Origin of the sequence: Flavobacterium sp. GP15, assembly GCF_014281985.1 — a bacterium.
GTDB classification, from domain to species: Bacteria; Bacteroidota; Bacteroidia; order Flavobacteriales; family Flavobacteriaceae; genus Flavobacterium; species Flavobacterium pygoscelis.
In genome coordinates this window covers 406,376-424,627 of the sequence record NZ_JACFTC010000001.1, presented here as the reverse complement: position 1 = coordinate 424,627, position 18,252 = coordinate 406,376, and the positions used below count along the sequence as shown (strand labels likewise).

General features: G+C 32.9%; 15 protein-coding genes. 9 read left to right on the top strand and 6 right to left on the bottom strand.

Features of this window, described 5'->3' with window-relative positions:
* The first annotated feature begins 139 nt into the window (after positions 1-139).
* The 4 genes from H2650_RS01945 to H2650_RS01930 all read left to right on the top strand — a co-directional run bounded on the left by H2650_RS01945 (position 140) and on the right by H2650_RS01930 (position 4,208).
* Positions 140-955, top strand: a complete 816-nt coding sequence (locus tag H2650_RS01945) for a LytTR family DNA-binding domain-containing protein (protein WP_188049074.1) — start codon at positions 140-142, stop codon at positions 953-955.
* A gap of 173 nt (positions 956-1,128) precedes the next feature.
* Complete coding sequence (locus H2650_RS01940; RefSeq protein WP_188049073.1) at positions 1,129-1,371, top strand: 3-oxoacyl-ACP reductase; 243 nt, start codon at positions 1,129-1,131, stop codon at positions 1,369-1,371.
* A gap of 98 nt (positions 1,372-1,469) precedes the next feature.
* Entirely contained in the window at positions 1,470-3,494 is a 2,025-nt protein-coding gene (locus H2650_RS01935; RefSeq protein WP_255462779.1) for an ATP-binding protein, read from the top strand.
* A gap of 27 nt (positions 3,495-3,521) precedes the next feature.
* Positions 3,522-4,208 carry a response regulator transcription factor gene (locus tag H2650_RS01930; protein ID WP_188049072.1) on the top strand — a complete coding sequence of 229 codons (687 nt, stop codon included), beginning with the start codon at positions 3,522-3,524 and terminating at the stop codon, positions 4,206-4,208.
* 61 nt (positions 4,209-4,269) lie between these two features.
* Here H2650_RS01930 and thiL read toward each other — a convergent pair whose 3' ends face one another.
* The 4 genes from thiL to lepA form a co-directional block, all read right to left on the bottom strand.
* Positions 4,270-5,316 (bottom strand): thiamine-phosphate kinase, encoded by a 1,047-nt coding sequence (thiL, locus tag H2650_RS01925; RefSeq protein WP_188049071.1) that lies wholly within the window; start codon positions 5,314-5,316, stop codon positions 4,270-4,272.
* Positions 5,317-5,460: 144 nt separating this feature from the next.
* Positions 5,461-5,769 (bottom strand): type II toxin-antitoxin system RelE/ParE family toxin, encoded by a 309-nt coding sequence (locus H2650_RS01920; RefSeq protein ID WP_188049070.1) that lies wholly within the window; start codon positions 5,767-5,769, stop codon positions 5,461-5,463.
* Complete coding sequence (locus H2650_RS01915; protein ID WP_188049069.1) at positions 5,770-5,991, bottom strand: addiction module protein; 222 nt, start codon at positions 5,989-5,991, stop codon at positions 5,770-5,772.
* Positions 5,992-6,155: 164 nt separating this feature from the next.
* Positions 6,156-7,952: a translation elongation factor 4 gene (gene lepA / locus H2650_RS01910; protein ID WP_188049068.1), complete on the bottom strand. Its 1,797-nt coding sequence runs from the start codon at positions 7,950-7,952 to the stop codon at positions 6,156-6,158.
* Between the two features lie 196 nt (positions 7,953-8,148).
* On the opposite strand from lepA, the gene H2650_RS01905 reads away from it, so the two are divergent.
* The 3 genes from H2650_RS01905 to dusB are packed head-to-tail and all read left to right on the top strand — an operon-like array spanning position 8,149 to position 11,208.
* Entirely contained in the window at positions 8,149-9,429 is a 1,281-nt protein-coding gene (locus H2650_RS01905; protein ID WP_188049067.1) for a putative DNA modification/repair radical SAM protein, read from the top strand.
* Positions 9,407-10,174, top strand: coding sequence for a TIGR03915 family putative DNA repair protein (locus tag H2650_RS01900; RefSeq protein ID WP_188049066.1), 768 nt, complete (start codon positions 9,407-9,409; stop codon positions 10,172-10,174). The genes H2650_RS01905 and H2650_RS01900 overlap by 23 nt, the downstream gene beginning before the upstream one ends.
* Before the next feature lie 41 nt (positions 10,175-10,215).
* Positions 10,216-11,208, top strand: coding sequence for a tRNA dihydrouridine synthase DusB (dusB, locus tag H2650_RS01895; RefSeq protein ID WP_188049065.1), 993 nt, complete (start codon positions 10,216-10,218; stop codon positions 11,206-11,208).
* Positions 11,209-11,390: 182 nt separating this feature from the next.
* On the opposite strand, the gene H2650_RS01890 is transcribed toward dusB, so the two are convergent.
* Both H2650_RS01890 and rbfA read right to left on the bottom strand, forming a co-directional pair.
* The gene (locus tag H2650_RS01890) at positions 11,391-12,590 is read right to left on the bottom strand and encodes an FtsX-like permease family protein (protein ID WP_188049064.1); all 1,200 of its coding nucleotides are present in this window, start codon (positions 12,588-12,590) and stop codon (positions 11,391-11,393) included.
* 3 nt (positions 12,591-12,593) lie between these two features.
* Positions 12,594-12,986: a 30S ribosome-binding factor RbfA gene (gene rbfA, locus H2650_RS01885; protein WP_188049063.1), complete on the bottom strand. Its 393-nt coding sequence runs from the start codon at positions 12,984-12,986 to the stop codon at positions 12,594-12,596.
* Positions 12,987-13,262: 276 nt separating this feature from the next.
* Between rbfA and H2650_RS01880 the strand changes: the two genes are divergently transcribed.
* Positions 13,263-16,904: a UvrD-helicase domain-containing protein gene (locus tag H2650_RS01880; RefSeq protein WP_188049501.1), complete on the top strand. Its 3,642-nt coding sequence runs from the start codon at positions 13,263-13,265 to the stop codon at positions 16,902-16,904.
* A gap of 45 nt (positions 16,905-16,949) precedes the next feature.
* Entirely contained in the window at positions 16,950-18,143 is a 1,194-nt protein-coding gene (kbl, locus tag H2650_RS01875) for a glycine C-acetyltransferase (protein ID WP_188049062.1), read from the top strand.
* The last annotated feature ends 109 nt before the right edge of the window (positions 18,144-18,252 follow it).

Below are 18,252 nucleotides of genomic sequence, written 5' to 3'. Positions count from 1 at the left end.
ATTCTAAAGTTGATTTAGGTTTTAAAAAAAATCTTTCTGCTTAATAATTAATACTTTTACGTATACTATTTCTAGAAAAGTAGTGTGTTTCAACTGTCTGAATTGTATTGATGATCGTAAATTCAACCCAAAAGAAGTGATGAATTACTCCTATATTATTATTGATGACGATAACGCTGTCAGCGCTTTAATAACAAAAGAAATTGCTGATGGCTTCTCAGAGCTTATATTTCTTGCTGCTGCCAATAATTATTCTGAGGGTCTTAATCTCATTTTAGAACACACGCCAGAATTGGTTTTCTTAGAAATTGACCCAACTAATACAACTAGCAATCTGTCTTTATTAATGATTAATGAAGTAAATAGATATTTGAAAACTCCTCCTAGATTTATCATTACTACTAGAAAAAAAAGATTGGCTTTTGAAGCAATACAATATGGTGTTTTTGATTATTTTTTAAAACCAGTTCAACAAATTGATTTTGTAAAATTAATTTTAAAACTAAATAAGAGTGCTATTGCTGAGGAGATTAATCTTAATTTAGCAGTATCACGCAGTGAAAAACCAATGTTTATGACACCAGACCAAGGTTTTTCTTCTATGAAATCTCTGACTTTATGTATTAAATCCTATGGTGATTATCGTTATATCGAAGCAGATGATATTTGCTATCTAAGAGCAGATAATAATTCTACAGATATTTATTTATACAATGGTGAAATGATTACCGCCTTTAAAACATTAAAGCATTTTGAAGGAGTTTTATCGCACCCATTTATTAGAATTCATAATAGTTATATTGTAAATCGCAATTATATTTCCAGAATACACAGCGGGAATTCATTGTGTTACATAAAAAATAGTGCTGTAAAACTTCCATTTTCTAAAACTTATAAGTCTAATATTGATCTCATTATTTCCGATTTTTCTACCGGAAATTACTTAAAAGTTTAAAAAGCAGTCAATTGTCATAATTTGAAGGTCGTTCACTATCAGATGGGCGTGTTTTACCATATCCGCTTTTGTAACAAGCAAATCTAGGAATATCCTATGTAGTTTTACAAAAGAAATCAACGAAAAAGTGATTTCATACGGTAGGATAAACAACAAATTCAAACTCTCAAATTATGAAAAAATCAATCTTAACAATCGGATTATTCTCTTTAATAATGGTATTAACTTCTTTTACTTCAACTCAAGCCAATACAATATCACTTACAGATAATAACGGAAATGTAGAAATTATTGGTGCGGCCTCTGTTGGTGGTAATAAAAAGGTAGATATTATAGGAGCAGGATCTGTTGGAGGAAATAAGAAAGTTGATATTATAGGAGCAGGATCAGTAGGAGGAAACAAAAAGGTAGATTAATTACTATTTATCTTCAATATAGTTAAGGCTGTCAATTATTTGACAGCCTTTTTTTATAGCAATTGTTTTGCTATTTTTGGTGAAATATAAAAATTCTATTGAAAAGTATTTATCCATTATTGCTTCTCGTTTTATTTATTTTTCTAAGTTGTAATCAAAAAAATAAATTTAGCGCAACCATAGACTCTTCTGAAGATAGTCTTTCGTCTTATCTTTCATTGGCAAATGATTTTAATTTACCGCCAGAAAAAAGAAAGCAGTTCAATCAAAAAGCTTTTTCTATTATTATTGATCAGCATAGTGATTCGTTAAATACGGTTAACCTATTTAAAGTAGCAAACCGCTATTATAATATGGACAGATGGGGTGATTTTAAAACAACTGTTGACGTCATTTTAGAAAAAACCAGTTCTAATCAAGATACCATAAGTAAATTAAAAGCGTACAACTATTTAGGAGATTTTTATGTAACGCAAGGCGTTGCCGATAGTGCTTTTATATATTATTCTAAAGCCGAGAAACTCTATCTCAAACGTGAGGATGTTTATAATTTAGCAAAAACAAGGCTCAATAAAGCATTATTGCAATTCAATGCAGGCGATTTCATGGGTAGTGAGATAACTGTTTTTAATGCGCTCAGAGCTGTTAAAGGTCAGGAATTTCCTGATATTTACTATGATTCTTATAACTTGTTAGGTACAATATATACGGAAATAGATGAGTATGATAAATCGATTGAATACAACTTAAAAGCACTTTCAAGCATCGATAATGAAATAATGCCTTCAGTTTTTCAATCGAAAGCGACCTCTTTAAACAATATCGGATATATATATCAAAATAGCAATAGACATAAAAAAGCTATTACATATTTCATAGAAGGGCTTGAACAAAAAAACTTAAAAACAGATAAGGCCTCCTTATATGCTATGCTTATAGATAATTTAGCTTATTCGAAATTTAAAACAGGCGATTTTACAGATTTACCACAGCAGTTTTATGAAGCGCTCAAAATTCGTGATTCGTTACAACTCTCTTCAGGAATCATAGTTAGTAAGTTGCGCTTGTCAGAATATTTTGCTTCCAAAAATGATTCTTTAAAATCTTTAAAATTTTTAAAGCAAGCTCTTGATTTGTCGATGACTTCTAAGAATTATAGAAGTGTTTTATTAGCCCTTAAGCGACTTTCAACATTGCAACCGAAAAAAGCGGCTTTTTATGCTAAACAATATATTCGAATTAATGATAGTTTACAGAGTTCAGAGAGAAAAATAGGAGAGAAATTTACTCGTATCGAATATGAAACAGATCAGATAAAAAGTGAGAACTCTGATTTGATGATTAGGAATAGAAATATGGTTTATTTTTTTAGTGCTTTTGCCGTTTTGGGAATTCTTATTTTAATCATTAAAACGCAGAAGACAAAAAACAGAGAATTGTTGTTCAAACAAGAGCAACAAAAAGCCAATGCAGAAATTTATAATTTAATGTTATCACAGCAAAGTACAATTGAAGAGAATAGGATCAAAGAGAAGAATAGAGTTGCTCGCGAATTACATGACGGTGTATTAGGGCGAATGTTTGGTGTTCGAATGAATTTAGACGGTTTAAATGGCTTTCAGGATCAAATAGCAATAAAACAAAGAACAGCCTATTTGTCAGAATTAAAAAATATCGAACAAGATATTCGTGAAATTTCTCATGATTTAAGTAAAGAAAAATCAGAATTAATCAATAATTTCGTTGTTATACTAGATAGGTTGTTTGAAGAACAGCGTAAGACCTATAAATCAAAATTTATTTCAGTTATCGATGCTACTATTAGATGGGAATCTATTGATAATGCTGTTAAAATCAGTTTGTATAGAATTATCCAAGAGTCACTTCAAAACAGTAATAAATACGCAGATTCTAATACCATAAAAGTAGCGTTTTCTCAAGCAGAAAATAATCTTAAACTTGAAATTAGCGATGATGGAATAGGTTTTAATCTTAAAACAGCTAAAAAAGGAATTGGTATTCAAAACATCCTTTTTAGAGTTCAGGAATGTAATGGTCAAGTAGAAATAAAATCGAATAAAGGACAGGGAACAACTATAATTATTACGATTCCTATTGAATAAAAAATAATTAACTAAGAACATTTGATAATGGATTCAACAATAAAAAAGAAACAAAGTAATATATTGATTGTTGATGATCATCCTTTTATTATACAAGGGTATAAAAATGCAATTACTCGATACAAGCCTGAAGAATTTGAATTTGTAATCACTCAAGCCAATGATTGTGAGAAAGCATACAATATAATCACCGATGGGAGTATTGATCACTTTGACATTGCTTTTTTGGATATTAGTATGCCTTCTTATGAAGAAAAAAATATTTTTTCTGGAGAAGATTTAGCTAAATTGCTTTTAGAATACATGCCAAATTGCAAAATCATATTGTTAACCATGTTTAGTGAATTGCTAAAAATAAAGACAATTATAAAGACAATTAATCCTGATGGTTTGGTTATAAAAAATGACTTGACTTTTGATGAATTGCTTTTTGCTTTTGATACAGTTATAAAAAATAAAAAATATTACAGTGAATCGGTTCTTAAAATGATAAGTCAAGCTGAAGCAGATACAATTGAAATTGATCCATTAGATAAGCAAATTTTATTTCATTTGTCCAAAGGCACTAAACTGAATGATATGAATCAGTACATACCGCTAACTTTAGCCGCAATAAAGCAACGAAAAATAAACTTAAAGGAATTACTATCAGTAGAGCAAGGTAGTGATGCTGATTTAGTGCGTGAAGCTAAAAATAAAGGACTTTTATTTTAAATCTTTAAAGCAAAAACGACACCTGAAAAAGTGTCGTTTTTTTAGGGTAGTTGTTCAAGAATTATTCTGCTAAAGCGTTCCAACCTCTCGCTTTTAAAGCAATTTTAGTATTGGCTCTCGTTACTAAATGAATTCCTTCACTTTCTTGGGTCATGTGTCCTATAATTGTAAAGTTTGGATTCCCTTTTATTTTTTCAAAATCCTCCATCGCAATTGTGAAAAGTAATTCATAGTCTTCTCCGCCATTTATGGCTACAGTTGTGCTATCAATATTAAATTCCTCACAAACGTTTATAAACTGAGGATCGATAGGAAGTTTATCTTCGTATAGATTACAGCCAACATTTGACTGCTTACATAAATGCATGATTTCTGATGATAAACCATCTGAAATATCTATCATTGAGGTGGGTTTTATCTCTAAAGCATGTAACAAAGTGCGAACATCTTTTCGAGCTTCAGGTCTTAATTGACGTTCTATTAAGTACGTGTATGCATCTAAATCAGGTTGTGAATTTGGGTTAACTTGAAATACTTGTTTCTCTCGTTCTAAAACCTGTAATCCCATATAAGCGGCTCCAATATCACCAGTGACCACCAATAAATCGGTTTGTTTCGCACCATTTCTATATACTATTTCCTCTTCATCTGCTTCGCCAATAGCTGTAATGCTAATGATTAATCCTTTTTGTGATGAGGTGGTGTCGCCACCAATTACATCAATATTATATTCAGTAGCTGCATGTGTAATTCCAGCAAATAATTCGTCTAATGCTTCCAAAGGAAAACGATTTGAAACGGCTACAGAAACCGTAATTTGTGTCGCTTTGGCATTCATAGCGCAAATGTCAGAGACATTTACAACAACTGCTTTATATCCCAAATGTTTTAATGGCATATACGCCAAATCAAAATGTACCCCTTCAATTAATAAATCAGTAGAAACAACTACTTTTTTGTCTTTAAAATCCAATACGGCAGCATCATCACCAATCCCTTTTAGTGTGGAAGCTTGATTTATTTTAAAGTTTTTTGTTAAATGATCTATTAGTCCGAATTCTCCTAATTGAGCGATACTAGTACGTTGTTGGTTTTTATCTTCTATCATAGTTATTGCGATGAACAAAGCGAACTTGATTCTATATTTAAATTGTTTTGAGGTGCAAAGGTACAAAGTTTTGTAGCCAATGATGGTAAGGATTTTTACATCTTCAAAAATGTTATTTATTTAGATTAGCTTTCCATAAAAATGTTATTTATTTAGATTAGCTTTCCATATTTCAGGGTTTCTCGAAGTATGAAAAACTGCAAAAATAGCTATCGTTTTTGTATTTTCGTCTATCAAATAATGAATTAAGAAAGGAAATTTTTCGATTTTTCTACAACGTATTCCGCCATATTTGATAGAAAATAAATAAGGGTCTTTTTTTAAAGAATTGATTTGTTTTTTGGTCTGAGTTTTATAGCGTTGTCCTAAACCTTTGGATTGCATCTCATACCATTCAGTAGTTTCTTGAATGTTTTTGAAAGCATCACTATCTATTTTTAAAATATAACTCAATTAAAGCGCTTTAGAAACTTCGTCCCAATCCAACAAGCGTTCAGGATTAGTTTTAGCTTTTGCCATTCGTTCTAAAACTATTTTTTGATGTTCAATAGGAATAACCATATCATGATTCCAAATGGCATCATTGAGTTTTAAGCGGTCTTTGGGAGAAAGTTGTTTTGCGGCTTCAATCAATTGATTGACATTGAGGTCGATATTTAGTTTGATAGTTTCCATAAAAACAAAGTTAGTAAAAAAAGGAATAAGATTTTAAGCTTTGAATTTTCGGAAAGAATATAATTTTAAAAAAAAAATATAATTTTTCAAACAAAAAAGCCTGACAATTTTTACATCATCAGGCTTCTCAATATTGTAGTTCCCCCTTCGGGGGCTAGGGGGATTTAATCATTCAATTTCAAAACCGCCATAAACGCTTCTTGCGGAATCTCAACATTACCAACTAATCTCATACGTTTTTTACCTTTTTTCTGTTTTTCCAAAAGTTTACGTTTACGTGAGATATCTCCACCGTAACATTTTGCAGTTACATCTTTACGCAAGGCTTTGATCGTTTCACGAGAAATTACTTTTACTCCAATTGCAGCTTGAATAGGAATATCAAATTGTTGTCTCGGAATTAATTCTCGCAACTTTTCACACATTTTTTTACCAATCGAGTAAGCATTGTCAACATGCATTAAGGAAGATAAAGCATCTACGATTGTTGCATTCAATAAGATATCTACTTTTACTAAATTAGAGGTTCTCATTCCTATTGGTGTATAGTCAAATGAGGCATATCCTTTAGAAACGGTTTTCAAACGATCATAAAAGTCAAATACAATCTCTGCCAATGGCATATCAAAAGTCAACTCTACACGTTCTGTAGTCAAATACGTTTGGTTGGTAATCAAACCACGTTTTTCAATACACAAACTCATCACGTTTCCTACGTAATCAGCTTTTGTAATAATAGTGGCTTTTATAAAAGGTTCTTCAACATGATCTAAACGAGAAGGTTCAGGCAAGTCAGAAGGGTTATTTACAATCAGAATTGTTTCCGGATCTTTTTTAGTAAACGCATGATACGAAACGTTGGGAACTGTAGTAATAACGGTCATATTAAACTCTCTCTCCAAACGCTCTTGAATAATCTCCATGTGTAACATTCCTAAAAATCCACAACGGAAACCAAATCCTAATGCCGCAGAACTTTCTGGTAAAAACACCAATGAAGCATCGTTCAATTGTAGCTTTTCCATAGAGTTTCTCAACTCTTCGTAATCTTCAGTGTCTACAGGATAAATTCCAGCAAAAACCATTGGTTTTACATCTTCAAAACCAGTAATTATATTAGTTGTTGGCGTTTTTGCATCCGTCAAAGTGTCTCCCACTTTTACTTCTTTTGCCTCTTTTATTCCAGAAATTAAATAACCAACATCACCTGCTGAAATTACTTGTTTAGGAACTTGATTCAATTTTAAAGTACCAATCTCATCCGCAAAATATTCATTGCCTGTAGCCATGAATTTAATTTTTTGCCCTTTTTTTATTTCTCCATTTTTCACGCGGAAAATAACTTCAATTCCACGAAACGGATTGTAGTGAGAGTCAAAAATCAAAGCTTGTAATGGTTCGTCTTTGTTTCCTTTTGGTGGTGGAATTTTTTCGATAATTGCTGCCAAAATATTTTCGACACCAAAACCTGTTTTCCCAGAAGCATGAATAATATCTTCCAGATCACATCCTAGTAAATCAATAATATCATCAGAAACCTCTTCAGGATTCGCAGATGGTAAATCTACTTTATTTAAAACGGGAATAATTTCTAAGTCGTTTTCTAAAGCTAAGTATAAATTCGAAATCGTTTGTGCCTGTATGCTTTGTGCCGCATCCACAATCAAAAGCGCGCCTTCACAAGCGGCAATAGAACGGGAAACTTCATATGAAAAATCCACGTGTCCAGGAGTGTCAATCAAGTTTAAGATGTATTCTTCTCCTTTATACGTGTATTCCATCTGAATCGCATGACTCTTAATCGTAATCCCACGTTCACGCTCTAAATCCATATTGTCTAAAAGCTGTGCTTTTTCCTCACGAGCCGTTACGGTTTGGGTTGCTCCTAATAAACGGTCGGCAAGTGTGCTTTTACCGTGGTCAATATGTGCAATAATGCAAAAATTTCTAATATGCTTCATCTTCTGTGTCTGTCAATTTAAAATCCAAATGCTACTGCATTTAATGTGCAAATATAAGGTAAAGTTTTTAACAATTTTGCCTATTTAATTCGCATTCAATTTTAACAACTTCTACGCTCTAAATTAACTAATTGTTACCTAGTTACACGAAACTTTATACTTAATTTTGCAGTATTAAATCTTTAAATACTTGCTATTGAATTACGAAAAAGTAAAAGAAAAACTGGAGATTCTTGCAGATGCAGCTAAGTATGATGTGTCCTGTTCTTCTAGCGGTGGAAATCGTAAAAATAAAAACAAAGGACTGGGAGATTCATCCGCAACGGGAATTTGCCATACCTATACTGAGGATGGTCGTTGTGTTTCATTACTTAAAATACTACTCACTAATTTCTGTATTTATGACTGTGCTTATTGTGTTACTCGCAAAAGTAATGACATTCAGCGGGCTGCATTCACGGTGGAAGAAGTCGTAGATTTAACCATGAATTTTTACCGAAGAAATTATATCGAAGGTTTGTTTTTGAGTTCAGGAATTTTTAAAAACGCCGATTATACGATGGAACGCCTTGTTCGAGTGGCTAAAAAATTACGTCTCGAACATAATTTTAATGGTTACATTCATCTCAAAAGTATTCCAGGCGCATCGGATGAGTTGATGCGGGAAGCAGGATTGTATGCTGACAGATTGAGTATGAATCTAGAAATTCCTACAGAATCTGGACTTAAACTTTTAGCGCCAGATAAAAACCATCAAGACATGATTAAACCGATGGGTTTTGTCAAAAATGAATTGATTCAATATAAAGAAGAAAAGAAAAAATTTAAAAGCACGCCAAAATTTGCTCCTGCAGGTCAAAGTACGCAGGTGATTGTGGGCGCTTCGCAGGAGAATGATTTTCAAATCATTCAAGTGGCTGATCATTTTTATAAAAATTTCGATCTTAAACGAGTTTATTATTCGGGTTATGTGCCCATTTCTAATGATGCCAGATTACCCGCAATAGGTGCTCAAGTTCCTTTAGTTAGAGAAAACAGATTGTACCAAGCCGATTGGTTGATGCGTTTTTATGGCTTTAAAGCCAATGAAATTCTGGATAAAAGTAATCCGTTTTTAGATTTAGAAGTAGATCCAAAAATGAGTTGGGCTTTGCGGAATATTACTCAATTTCCAGTAATTATTCAAAATGCATCTTTAGAAATGATTTTGCGTGTTCCTGGCATCGGAGTAAAATCAGCGCATAAGATTGTTCAAGCAAGGCGTTTTCAAAATCTTACTTTAGAACATCTCAAGAAAATTGGCGTAGCGGTTAATCGTGCTCGCTATTTCATTTCAGTAAGTAGTGAAAATTCACATCTTAAGTTTTTAAATGCCTTGAATTTAAAAGAAATAATTTTGTCTGACACCAAATCAAAATTCGAAAATCCTTTTAGCAACCAATTATCATTACTCAATGACGATTCTTTCTTACGATAGTACTTTTGAAGGTTTTTTGACTGCTGTTTTTGAGATTTTCGAATTTAAATATCAACAACCGAAAATCATAAAAAAAGGCGATTCACAGCAAAATATTTTCGCTACTCCTATAGAAATTGTAACAGATGTTACAAAGTCTGATCGTGTGATTAAAAAGCTTACAGATCAGTTGCAAAATGATGGAGTTCGGACTTTGATTTATGCTTTTTTGTCAGAGAAAGTGGGTGTGGAAGATCTTTTGTTTAAAGTGATTAATTACGCTGTGGCCAATAAAAATCAGAATGTGATGAAAGATTTTTCTAACGATGCTGTTTTGCAGGTTTCACAATTAACAAAAAGCGTCGGTAGAGAAAAGCATCGAATGGAAGCTTTTATTAGATTTGAATTATTGAAAGATGGAATTTACTTTGCTAAAATTGATCCGGATTTTGATGTATTAACTTTGATAATGAATCATTTTAAAAATAGATATCAAGATCAAAAATGGCTTATATATGACCTTCGCAGAAAATATGGCGTTTTTTACGATTTAAAAAATGTTGAAATAGTATCTTTAGATTTAGATCTCAAGCTGATTGATGATAAAAGTAGTTCTGTTTTCTCGGATTCTGAAATTGAATACCAAAAATTATGGTGGGAATATTTTGATCACACCAATATTAAAGAAAGAAAAAACACAAAATTACATTTACAACACGTCCCAAAACGATACTGGAAATACTTAACCGAAAAGAAAATTTTCTAGACTTGAGTTGAAAGTTGTAATTTTGCAAAAAAATTAAGCAGATGGTCAAGATTGGCAACATAGAATTACCTGATTTCCCTTTACTACTCGCACCAATGGAAGATGTGAGCGATCCGCCCTACCGCAGATTATGCAAACTTCATGGCGCCGATTTAATGTATTCGGAATTTATTTCCTCAGAAGGATTAATTCGTGATGCGATCAAAAGCCGAATGAAGTTAGATATTTTCGATTATGAACGTCCCGTTGGTATTCAAATATTTGGTGGAGATGAGGAAGCGATGGCCATGTCGTCTAAAATTGTTTCTGCTGTAAATCCTGATTTAATAGACATTAATTATGGTTGTCCAGTAAAAAAAGTGGTTTGCAAAGGCGCAGGTGCCGGGGTTTTAAAAGATGTCGATTTGATGATTCGACTCACAAAAGCCGTTATCGATAGTACGCATCTGCCAGTTACGGTAAAAACTCGATTGGGTTGGGACGATAGTTCGATCAATATTGATGAAGTTGCAGAAAGGTTGCAAGATATCGGTGTTGCTGCTTTAAGTATTCACGCCAGAACAAGAGCGCAAATGTATAAAGGCCATTCGGATTGGTCGCATATTGCCAGAGTAAAAAATAATCCTAGAATTACGATGCCAATTTTTGGTAACGGAGATATCGATTCCCCAGAAAAAGCATTGGAATATAAAAACAAATACGGTGTTGACGGAATTATGATTGGTCGTGCTGCAATAGGTTATCCTTGGATTTTCAATGAAATCAAACATTTCATGAAAACGGGCGAGCATTTAGCAAAACCTACCGTTATTGATAGAGTAGAGGCTGTTCGCAACCATCTTACCTGGGCTATGGAATGGAAAGGAGAGCGTCTAGGAATTGTAGAAACACGTCCGCATTACACTAATTATTTTAAAGGAATTCATTCTTTTAAACCTCACAAACAAAAATTAGTAACCTTAGATCGACCAGAAGAATTGTTTGCTGCTTTAAATGAAATTGAAGAAGCTTATCACGGTTATGAATTGGTATAGTAAATCGATTTAAGATTAAGCACTAAAATGATTTAAAACACGAGTTTCGCTAATTTTATCGAATTAATTGATTAGAATTAGTGAAATTGGTGTAGTTTTTTTTAAATCTGCAATGCTCTATGTATTGATTTTTATGTGTCAAAAATCTGAAATCAAAAATCGTTAATCTTCAATCTGAAATCCTATTCCAATAACTTCTTACTCACTCGACTACTCGCAATCAACGAAGCGATGAAGCCAAGCGTTACTATTGTTCCCATCACAATCAAAACATTTTCTATAGAAAAAATTACTGGATATGCCAATGTAGGCGTAATCATAATCAACTGAAATTGTTGTTGCAACAATACAATTATAATTCCTAAAGTAAGTCCAATAATTCCACCAAAAAGACTTAGTAGCGTTCCTTGAAGTAAAAAGATCTTGCGCAAATCTTTTATTTCTGTTCCAAGATTAAACAAGGTTTTTAGGTTTCCCTTTTTATCTAGAATCATCATAATCAACGCACCTATTAAGTTAAATAGTGCTACTACAATCACCAAAGTAAAGATCAAATAAACCGCAATATTTTCGGTATTTAACATTTTATAAAGTGATTCATTCAGTTGTGCTCTGTTTTTTACAGTGATTGTATTATTAAAAATGGCTTTTACTTTTTGTATAATAGCATTTTCATCAGCTCCAGGTTTTACTTTAATTTCAATTCCAGAAACTTGATTGGTTTTATATTCCAATAATTCTTGTGCTAAACCTAAATCGGCAAACACATATTTAGAATCTAAATCTTCGCTAATCGCATAAATACCAACTGGAATAAGATCTGTTTTATTAAAAGCTTGTTCTGGATTTTCTATAGCGCCTTTTCCAGGTTTAGGAACTAGAACTTCAAGCTGATTACTGAAATCGAGTAAGCCCATCGAGAATTTTTGAGAAATTCCGTAACCAACCACAACTTGATAGGTATTTGGCTTAAGCCATTGCCCATTAAAAAGCTTTTTCTCGATTGCATTTACTTTGGTAAACGTAGAATCTACCCCTTTTAAATAAGTAACATCTTGTTTTCCGTTAAAGGTAAACAAAACCCGTTCTTCAATAATTTTAGAATAAGAAGCAAGTCCTGCTATTTTCTTGATCTCGCTTTCTTGATCTTTAGAAACAAAAAATGATTTCCCTAGCGTACTGCTAATTTTCAAATCAGGATCAATTTCGTTTGTAAACGAAAGACTAAAAACTTTTAATCCGCTAAAAACAGACAAAACCACAAACAAAGCCATTGCACCAACAATAATTCCCATGCTGGCAATACGATTGATAATATTTATAGCAGAATTTTTGCTATTACTTCTAATGTAGCGTTTGGCTATGTAAAGAGGAAAATTCAAATTTTATTGAAATCTACGTTTGTCTAACAAATCCCTATTTTCTATTGGATTGTCTCTGTTTGCTAATGCATTGTCTATTTTTTCAATATAGTCTAAAGAGTCATCTATAAAGAAAACCAAATTAGGAACTTTACGCAATTGCATACGCACACGTTGCGACAAATCGTGTTTTATAGTTTTAGAATTTGACTTAACCGCCTCTAAAATCTCTTTGGCTTTATCTTGAGGAAAAACGCTTAAATGCACTGTAGCCACAGATAAATCTGAAGTTACAACAACCTTGGATACCGAAATCACTAAATTACTAACTCCGTTTTTTCTCACTTCACCTTGTAGGATATCAACCAAATCTTTTTGGATTACCCCACCTATTTTTTTCTGTCTATTTGTTTCCATGCTGCAAAAATACTACTTTTAAGGTTTATCCCGAAGTTTAGAGCCAAATTTTAAAATTACGCTAGTAATAGTTGTTTTTTTTGGAGCTGTTTCCTGCTGTACACTATATCTTTCTCGCCGAACTCCGGCAACAAAGGATGTCGTTTCCATCAGGGCTAAGATATTCGAGAAATTAACACGTTGCGATTCCATCAGAGATTGTTAATCATAAATCAAAGTAATTTGAAAAATAATTTAAATCCAGTTTCGGCTTCCTCTCCTTCGGGGAGGGTTGGGGTGGGGAGACCCTCTTTTTCCATATATGACGCCTCAGCTGGTTCCGGAAAAACATACGCTTTAGTCAAAGAATACCTTAAAATTATTCTTGTAGCAAAGAAAAATGATGCTTATCGCAATATTCTTGCCATTACGTTTACCAATAAAGCGGTTCACGAAATGAAAAGCCGTATTGTAGGTAGTTTGTCAGAATTTGCAAAAGACGAACCAAGCCAAAAAGCTTTAGATTTAATGCAAGACTTAGCTAAGGATACCGAGCTTTCTCTCCTTCAAATCAAAACTAAATCCCAGCAGATTATCAAGCATATTATTCATAATTATGCCGCTTTTGATATTTCAACTATCGATAAATTTACCCATAAAGTTATTCGTGCTTTTGCACATGATTTGGGTTTACCAATGACTTTTGAAGTTACTTTAGATACCGAAAATTTATTAGTCGAAGCCGTTGATGCTATTATTGCGCAAGCCGGAGAAGATGAAACGCTAACTAAGTTACTCATCGATTTTACGATGGAAAAAACCGATGATGATAAATCTTGGGATATTTCACGAGAAATTCTGGATACAGGTCGTTTGGTTCTAAATGAGAATAACCGAAACGAAATCACGCATTTTCAAGATAAATCCATCACCGAATTTGTAGAAATTAAACAGAAACTAACAGAGGCTTGTAAACTTTTAGAAAAAGAAAGCGTAGTTCTTGCTGAAGAAGCACTTTCTTTAATAGACAAAAACGGAATTGATGTTAAATCGTTTTCTGGAGCTTATTTTCCAAAACATTTGGTGAGTATTCAAGAAGGGAAGTTTAATCCTAAAAATAAAACCTATCACGAATTTGACGATGTAAAAATTAATAAAACCGCCAAAGATCGAGCGATTATTGAAAACATAATTCCTGAATTACTTGAAACGTTAAAGACAATTTATAAAGCCTTTGAAAAAAGAGATTTTTATAAAGCTTTTTTAAAAAATATTACACCGCTTTCCTTATTAAATACCGTTAGTAATGAATTGAAGAAAATTCAAAGCGAGCAAAACGTACTTTCAATCACTGAATTTAATGCGTTAATTCATAGAGAAATTCAAAACCAACCTGCGCCTTTTATATATGAAAGATTGGGAGAGCGTTACCGACATTTTTTTATTGATGAATTTCAGGATACTTCTGAGATGCAATGGCAAAATTTAATTCCGCTGATCGATAATGCTACTTCAAGTGAAACAGACGGCGAAAAAGGAACTTTGATGATTGTGGGCGATCCAAAACAATCTATTTACAGATGGCGTGGCGGAAAAGCAGAACAATTTATAGATTTGAGTAAGGATCAAAATCCGTTTAATAATCCTGAAAAAGTACTGGAGCATTTAGATAAAAATTACCGTTCGTATTCTGAGGTAATTGAATTCAATAATGATTTTTTTCAGATGTTGTCTAATGAATTTGAACATCCAGATTATAAAGATCTTTATGCGAATCATAGTCACCAAAAGACAAATGATAAAACGGGAGGTTACGTAAACATTTCTTTCATTCCAAAAGTGGAGAAAGCAGAGGATGCTTCTGAATTTTCAGGAGAAGAGGAAGGTTTAGATAAAGTTGAACTGTTTGTTTTGGCGACTTTAAACACCATTCAAAAAGTAATTTCCCAAGGTTTTGAGTATAAAGACATCGTGATTTTGACAAGGAAGAGAAGTCAAGGTATTGCGATCGCTAATTATCTAACCGAACAAAAAATTCCGCTTTTGTCCTCAGAAACGTTGATGATTCAAAACGCCACCGAAGTCCGGTTGATTATACATATCTTGAAATATTTAAAAAATAATTCTGATTTAGAAGCCAAAGCTAATTTTCTGCAATATTTAGCTCGAAATATTCAAGACCAATTGCCCATTCATGATTTCATTGCGCAAGGAATGGAACAAAAACAAGAAGCTGATTTTGAAAAATGGCTGATGAGTTTTAATGTAGAATTGTCATTTCAGAACATTCGAAAAAAATCATTGTATGAAGCTGTTGAGGTTATTATTAGCAAATTCCTCTCCATGTCCCTTTCCGAAGCAAAGGGCGAAGAAATGGGTGGTAATTCAGATGGTTTCGGATACTTGACAGGAGGGAATCACTCTCATCTTCTGATAGAAAAAGCACAAGAGAATAGAAAAAATCCAACGAATGCTGAAAAAGTTCTGTGGATGGAACTTAAGTCCAAATCACTTGAAGATTATAAATTTAGGCAGCAGCATTTGATAGCTGATTATATTGTTGATTTTGTATGTTTAAAGTCGAAGTTAATTATTGAAGTTGACGGTGAATATCATTTTACGAAGGAGCAAGTTTTATTAGATCAAGAAAGAACATTGTTTTTAAATGGGTTAGGTTATAAAGTAATTCGATTTACAAACGATGAGGTTTTAAAAAACATTCCGTTTGTTTTAGATAAAATAGCTAAAGAGTTATTTGCCCAACAAAGTTTTGTAGATTCTATTATACCGGTTTCAGCTCCCTTCCCCTCGGGGAGGGTTGGGGTGGGGAATGCCTACATTCAATATTTTCTAGATATCGTTTTAGAGCGTGACGTTCGCAATCAAGCAGGGATTTCCGATTTCTTGAATTTCTGGGATAAAAATGCAGAAAAATTTAGTATTCCGTCACCAGAGGGGAATAATGCAGTGCGGATTATGACCATTCATAAATCAAAAGGATTAGAATTCCCGGTTGTTATTTTTCCTTTTGCAGAAGAAGATTATAATAGAAAACCAAAAGACAAATTGTGGCTTAACGCCGAAGAAGAAGAATTTGGTTTGCCTAAAGTACTCATTGATAATAGCAGTGCGGTAGAAGGTTTTGGTGTAGCAGCTGCGGAAGTTTATAATCAGAAGAAACAAGAGGAATTGCTAGACAACATCAATGTATTATACGTGGCTTTAACGAGGGCAGAAGAACAATTGTATGTTATTTCGAATATGAATTTGTCTCGAAAAGGAGAAATTCCTAAAAATAATATGTGTGCTTTTTTTATTAATTACTTAGAAAATAAATACGTTTTTGATCCCGAAAAATCAGAATATGAATTTGGGAATCCGACGAAGCTTTCTGCACAAAAGAAACATGTGGATACCTCTAAAACAATTCCGGTGGTTCTTGAAATTTTAAATCCAAAGAATATTAAAATAGCTCAACGAGAAGCTTTGATGTGGGGAACATTACAACAAGAAGCTATAGAATATGGTAATCTTGTTCATGAGATTTTATCTTTTGTAAAAACGAAGTCAGATGTCGAATTGGCACTAACGAAATCTATTGAGAGTGGATTAATTACCTTTAGTCAAAAAGAAATAGTGCGTAATACCATTCAGGAGATTATCGATCACAGTGAGTTAGAGAACTTTTTTGCCGAAGGGAATGAAATTTTGAATGAACAAACTATTATTCAAAAAGAAGGAACAACTGTTAAGCCTGACAGAATGGTTTTTACTAAGAATAAAGAGGTGTTACTGCTGGATTATAAAACAGGAATGCACCATGTTAAATACCAGAAGCAATTAGAAGATTATCAAAGTGCAATAGAATCAATGGGTTATAAAGTGATAAAAAAAGCGCTTATTTACATCGGAAAAGGAATCGAAGTAGTAAATTTGTAGATTAAATGAATTATTCGCAAAAATAAATTTATAAATAAAATAATTATGTACGGAAAAATAAAACAACACCTAGAAACAGAACTTCAAACTATTGTAGATAACGGTATATTTAAATCAGAAAGGATAATTACATCGCCTCAAGGAGCTGAAATTACCATTTCTACGGGCGAAACAGTTTTAAATTTTTGTGCTAATAATTATCTTGGTTTGTCCTCTCATCCAGAAGTTGTTCAGGCTGCAAAAGACGCTTTAGACACTCATGGTTTCGGAATGTCTTCCGTACGTTTTATTTGTGGAACTCAGGATATTCATAAAACTTTAGAAAAAAAGATAGCTGAATTTTACGGTACAGAAGACACCATTCTTTATGCAGCTGCTTTTGATGCAAATGGTGGTGTTTTTGAGCCATTATTAGGGGCAGAAGATTGCATTATTTCAGATAGTTTAAATCATGCTTCGATTATTGATGGAGTGCGTTTGTGTAAAGCGGCTCGTTATCGTTATGAAAACAGCAACATGGAGGATTTAGAACAGCAATTGATTAAAGCTACAGAAGCAGGTACTCGTTTTAAATTAATTGTTACAGATGGTGTTTTCTCTATGGATGGAGTTGTGGCTCCATTAGATAAAATATGTGATTTAGCAGATAAATATGATGCAATGGTTATGGTTGATGAATGTCATGCAGCAGGATTTATCGGCGCAACAGGAAAAGGAACCCTTGAGGCAAAAGGAGTTATGGGACGTGTTGATATTATCACAGGAACCTTAGGTAAAGCTTTAGGTGGAGCGATGGGTGGATATACTACAGCAAAAAAAGAAATAATCGAATTACTGAGACAACGATCAAGACCTTATTTGTTTTCTAATTCACTAGCGCCAGCTATCGTTGGAGCTTCTATAAAAGTTTTCGAAATTTTAGAAAGAGATACTGTTCTACGTGATAAATTAGAATGGAATACAAATTATTTTAAAGAAGGCATGAAAAAAGCTGGTTTTGATATTGTTGAAGGTGATTCTGCAATCGTACCCGTAATGCTGTATGATGCTAAATTATCACAAACAATGGCTGACGAGTTATTGAAAAAAGGAATTTATGTTATTGGTTTCTTCTTTCCAGTAGTTCCTAAAGATAAAGCAAGAATTAGAGTACAACTATCTGCAGCACATACAACAGCGCACTTAGACAAGGCTATTAACGCATTTATTGAAGTTGGAGTAAAGCTAAATGTTATATAATTTCAATGTCAAATTGCATAATTCCTACATTTAAGGATTTTTGTAGGTTTTTTTTAACATTTGATTTTGTATTTAGATAATTACGCATTACTTTTGCTTATAATTAACT

Excerpts from the sequence above, each read along its gene's own strand:
- H2650_RS01945 (WP_188049074.1), top strand. The coding sequence starts at position 140 with ATGAATTACTCCTATATTATTATTGATGACGATAACGCTGTCAGCGCT.
- H2650_RS01940 (WP_188049073.1), top strand. The coding sequence starts at position 1,129 with ATGAAAAAATCAATCTTAACAATCGGATTATTCTCTTTAATAATGGTA.
- H2650_RS01930 (WP_188049072.1), top strand. The coding sequence starts at position 3,522 with ATGGATTCAACAATAAAAAAGAAACAAAGTAATATATTGATTGTTGAT.
- thiL (WP_188049071.1), bottom strand. The coding sequence starts at position 5,316 with ATGATAGAAGATAAAAACCAACAACGTACTAGTATCGCTCAATTAGGA.
- H2650_RS01915 (WP_188049069.1), bottom strand. The coding sequence starts at position 5,991 with ATGGAAACTATCAAACTAAATATCGACCTCAATGTCAATCAATTGATT.
- lepA (WP_188049068.1), bottom strand. The coding sequence starts at position 7,952 with ATGAAGCATATTAGAAATTTTTGCATTATTGCACATATTGACCACGGT.
- H2650_RS01900 (WP_188049066.1), top strand. The coding sequence starts at position 9,407 with ATGACGATTCTTTCTTACGATAGTACTTTTGAAGGTTTTTTGACTGCT.
- dusB (WP_188049065.1), top strand. The coding sequence starts at position 10,216 with ATGGTCAAGATTGGCAACATAGAATTACCTGATTTCCCTTTACTACTC.
- rbfA (WP_188049063.1), bottom strand. The coding sequence starts at position 12,986 with ATGGAAACAAATAGACAGAAAAAAATAGGTGGGGTAATCCAAAAAGAT.
- kbl (WP_188049062.1), top strand. The coding sequence starts at position 16,950 with ATGTACGGAAAAATAAAACAACACCTAGAAACAGAACTTCAAACTATT.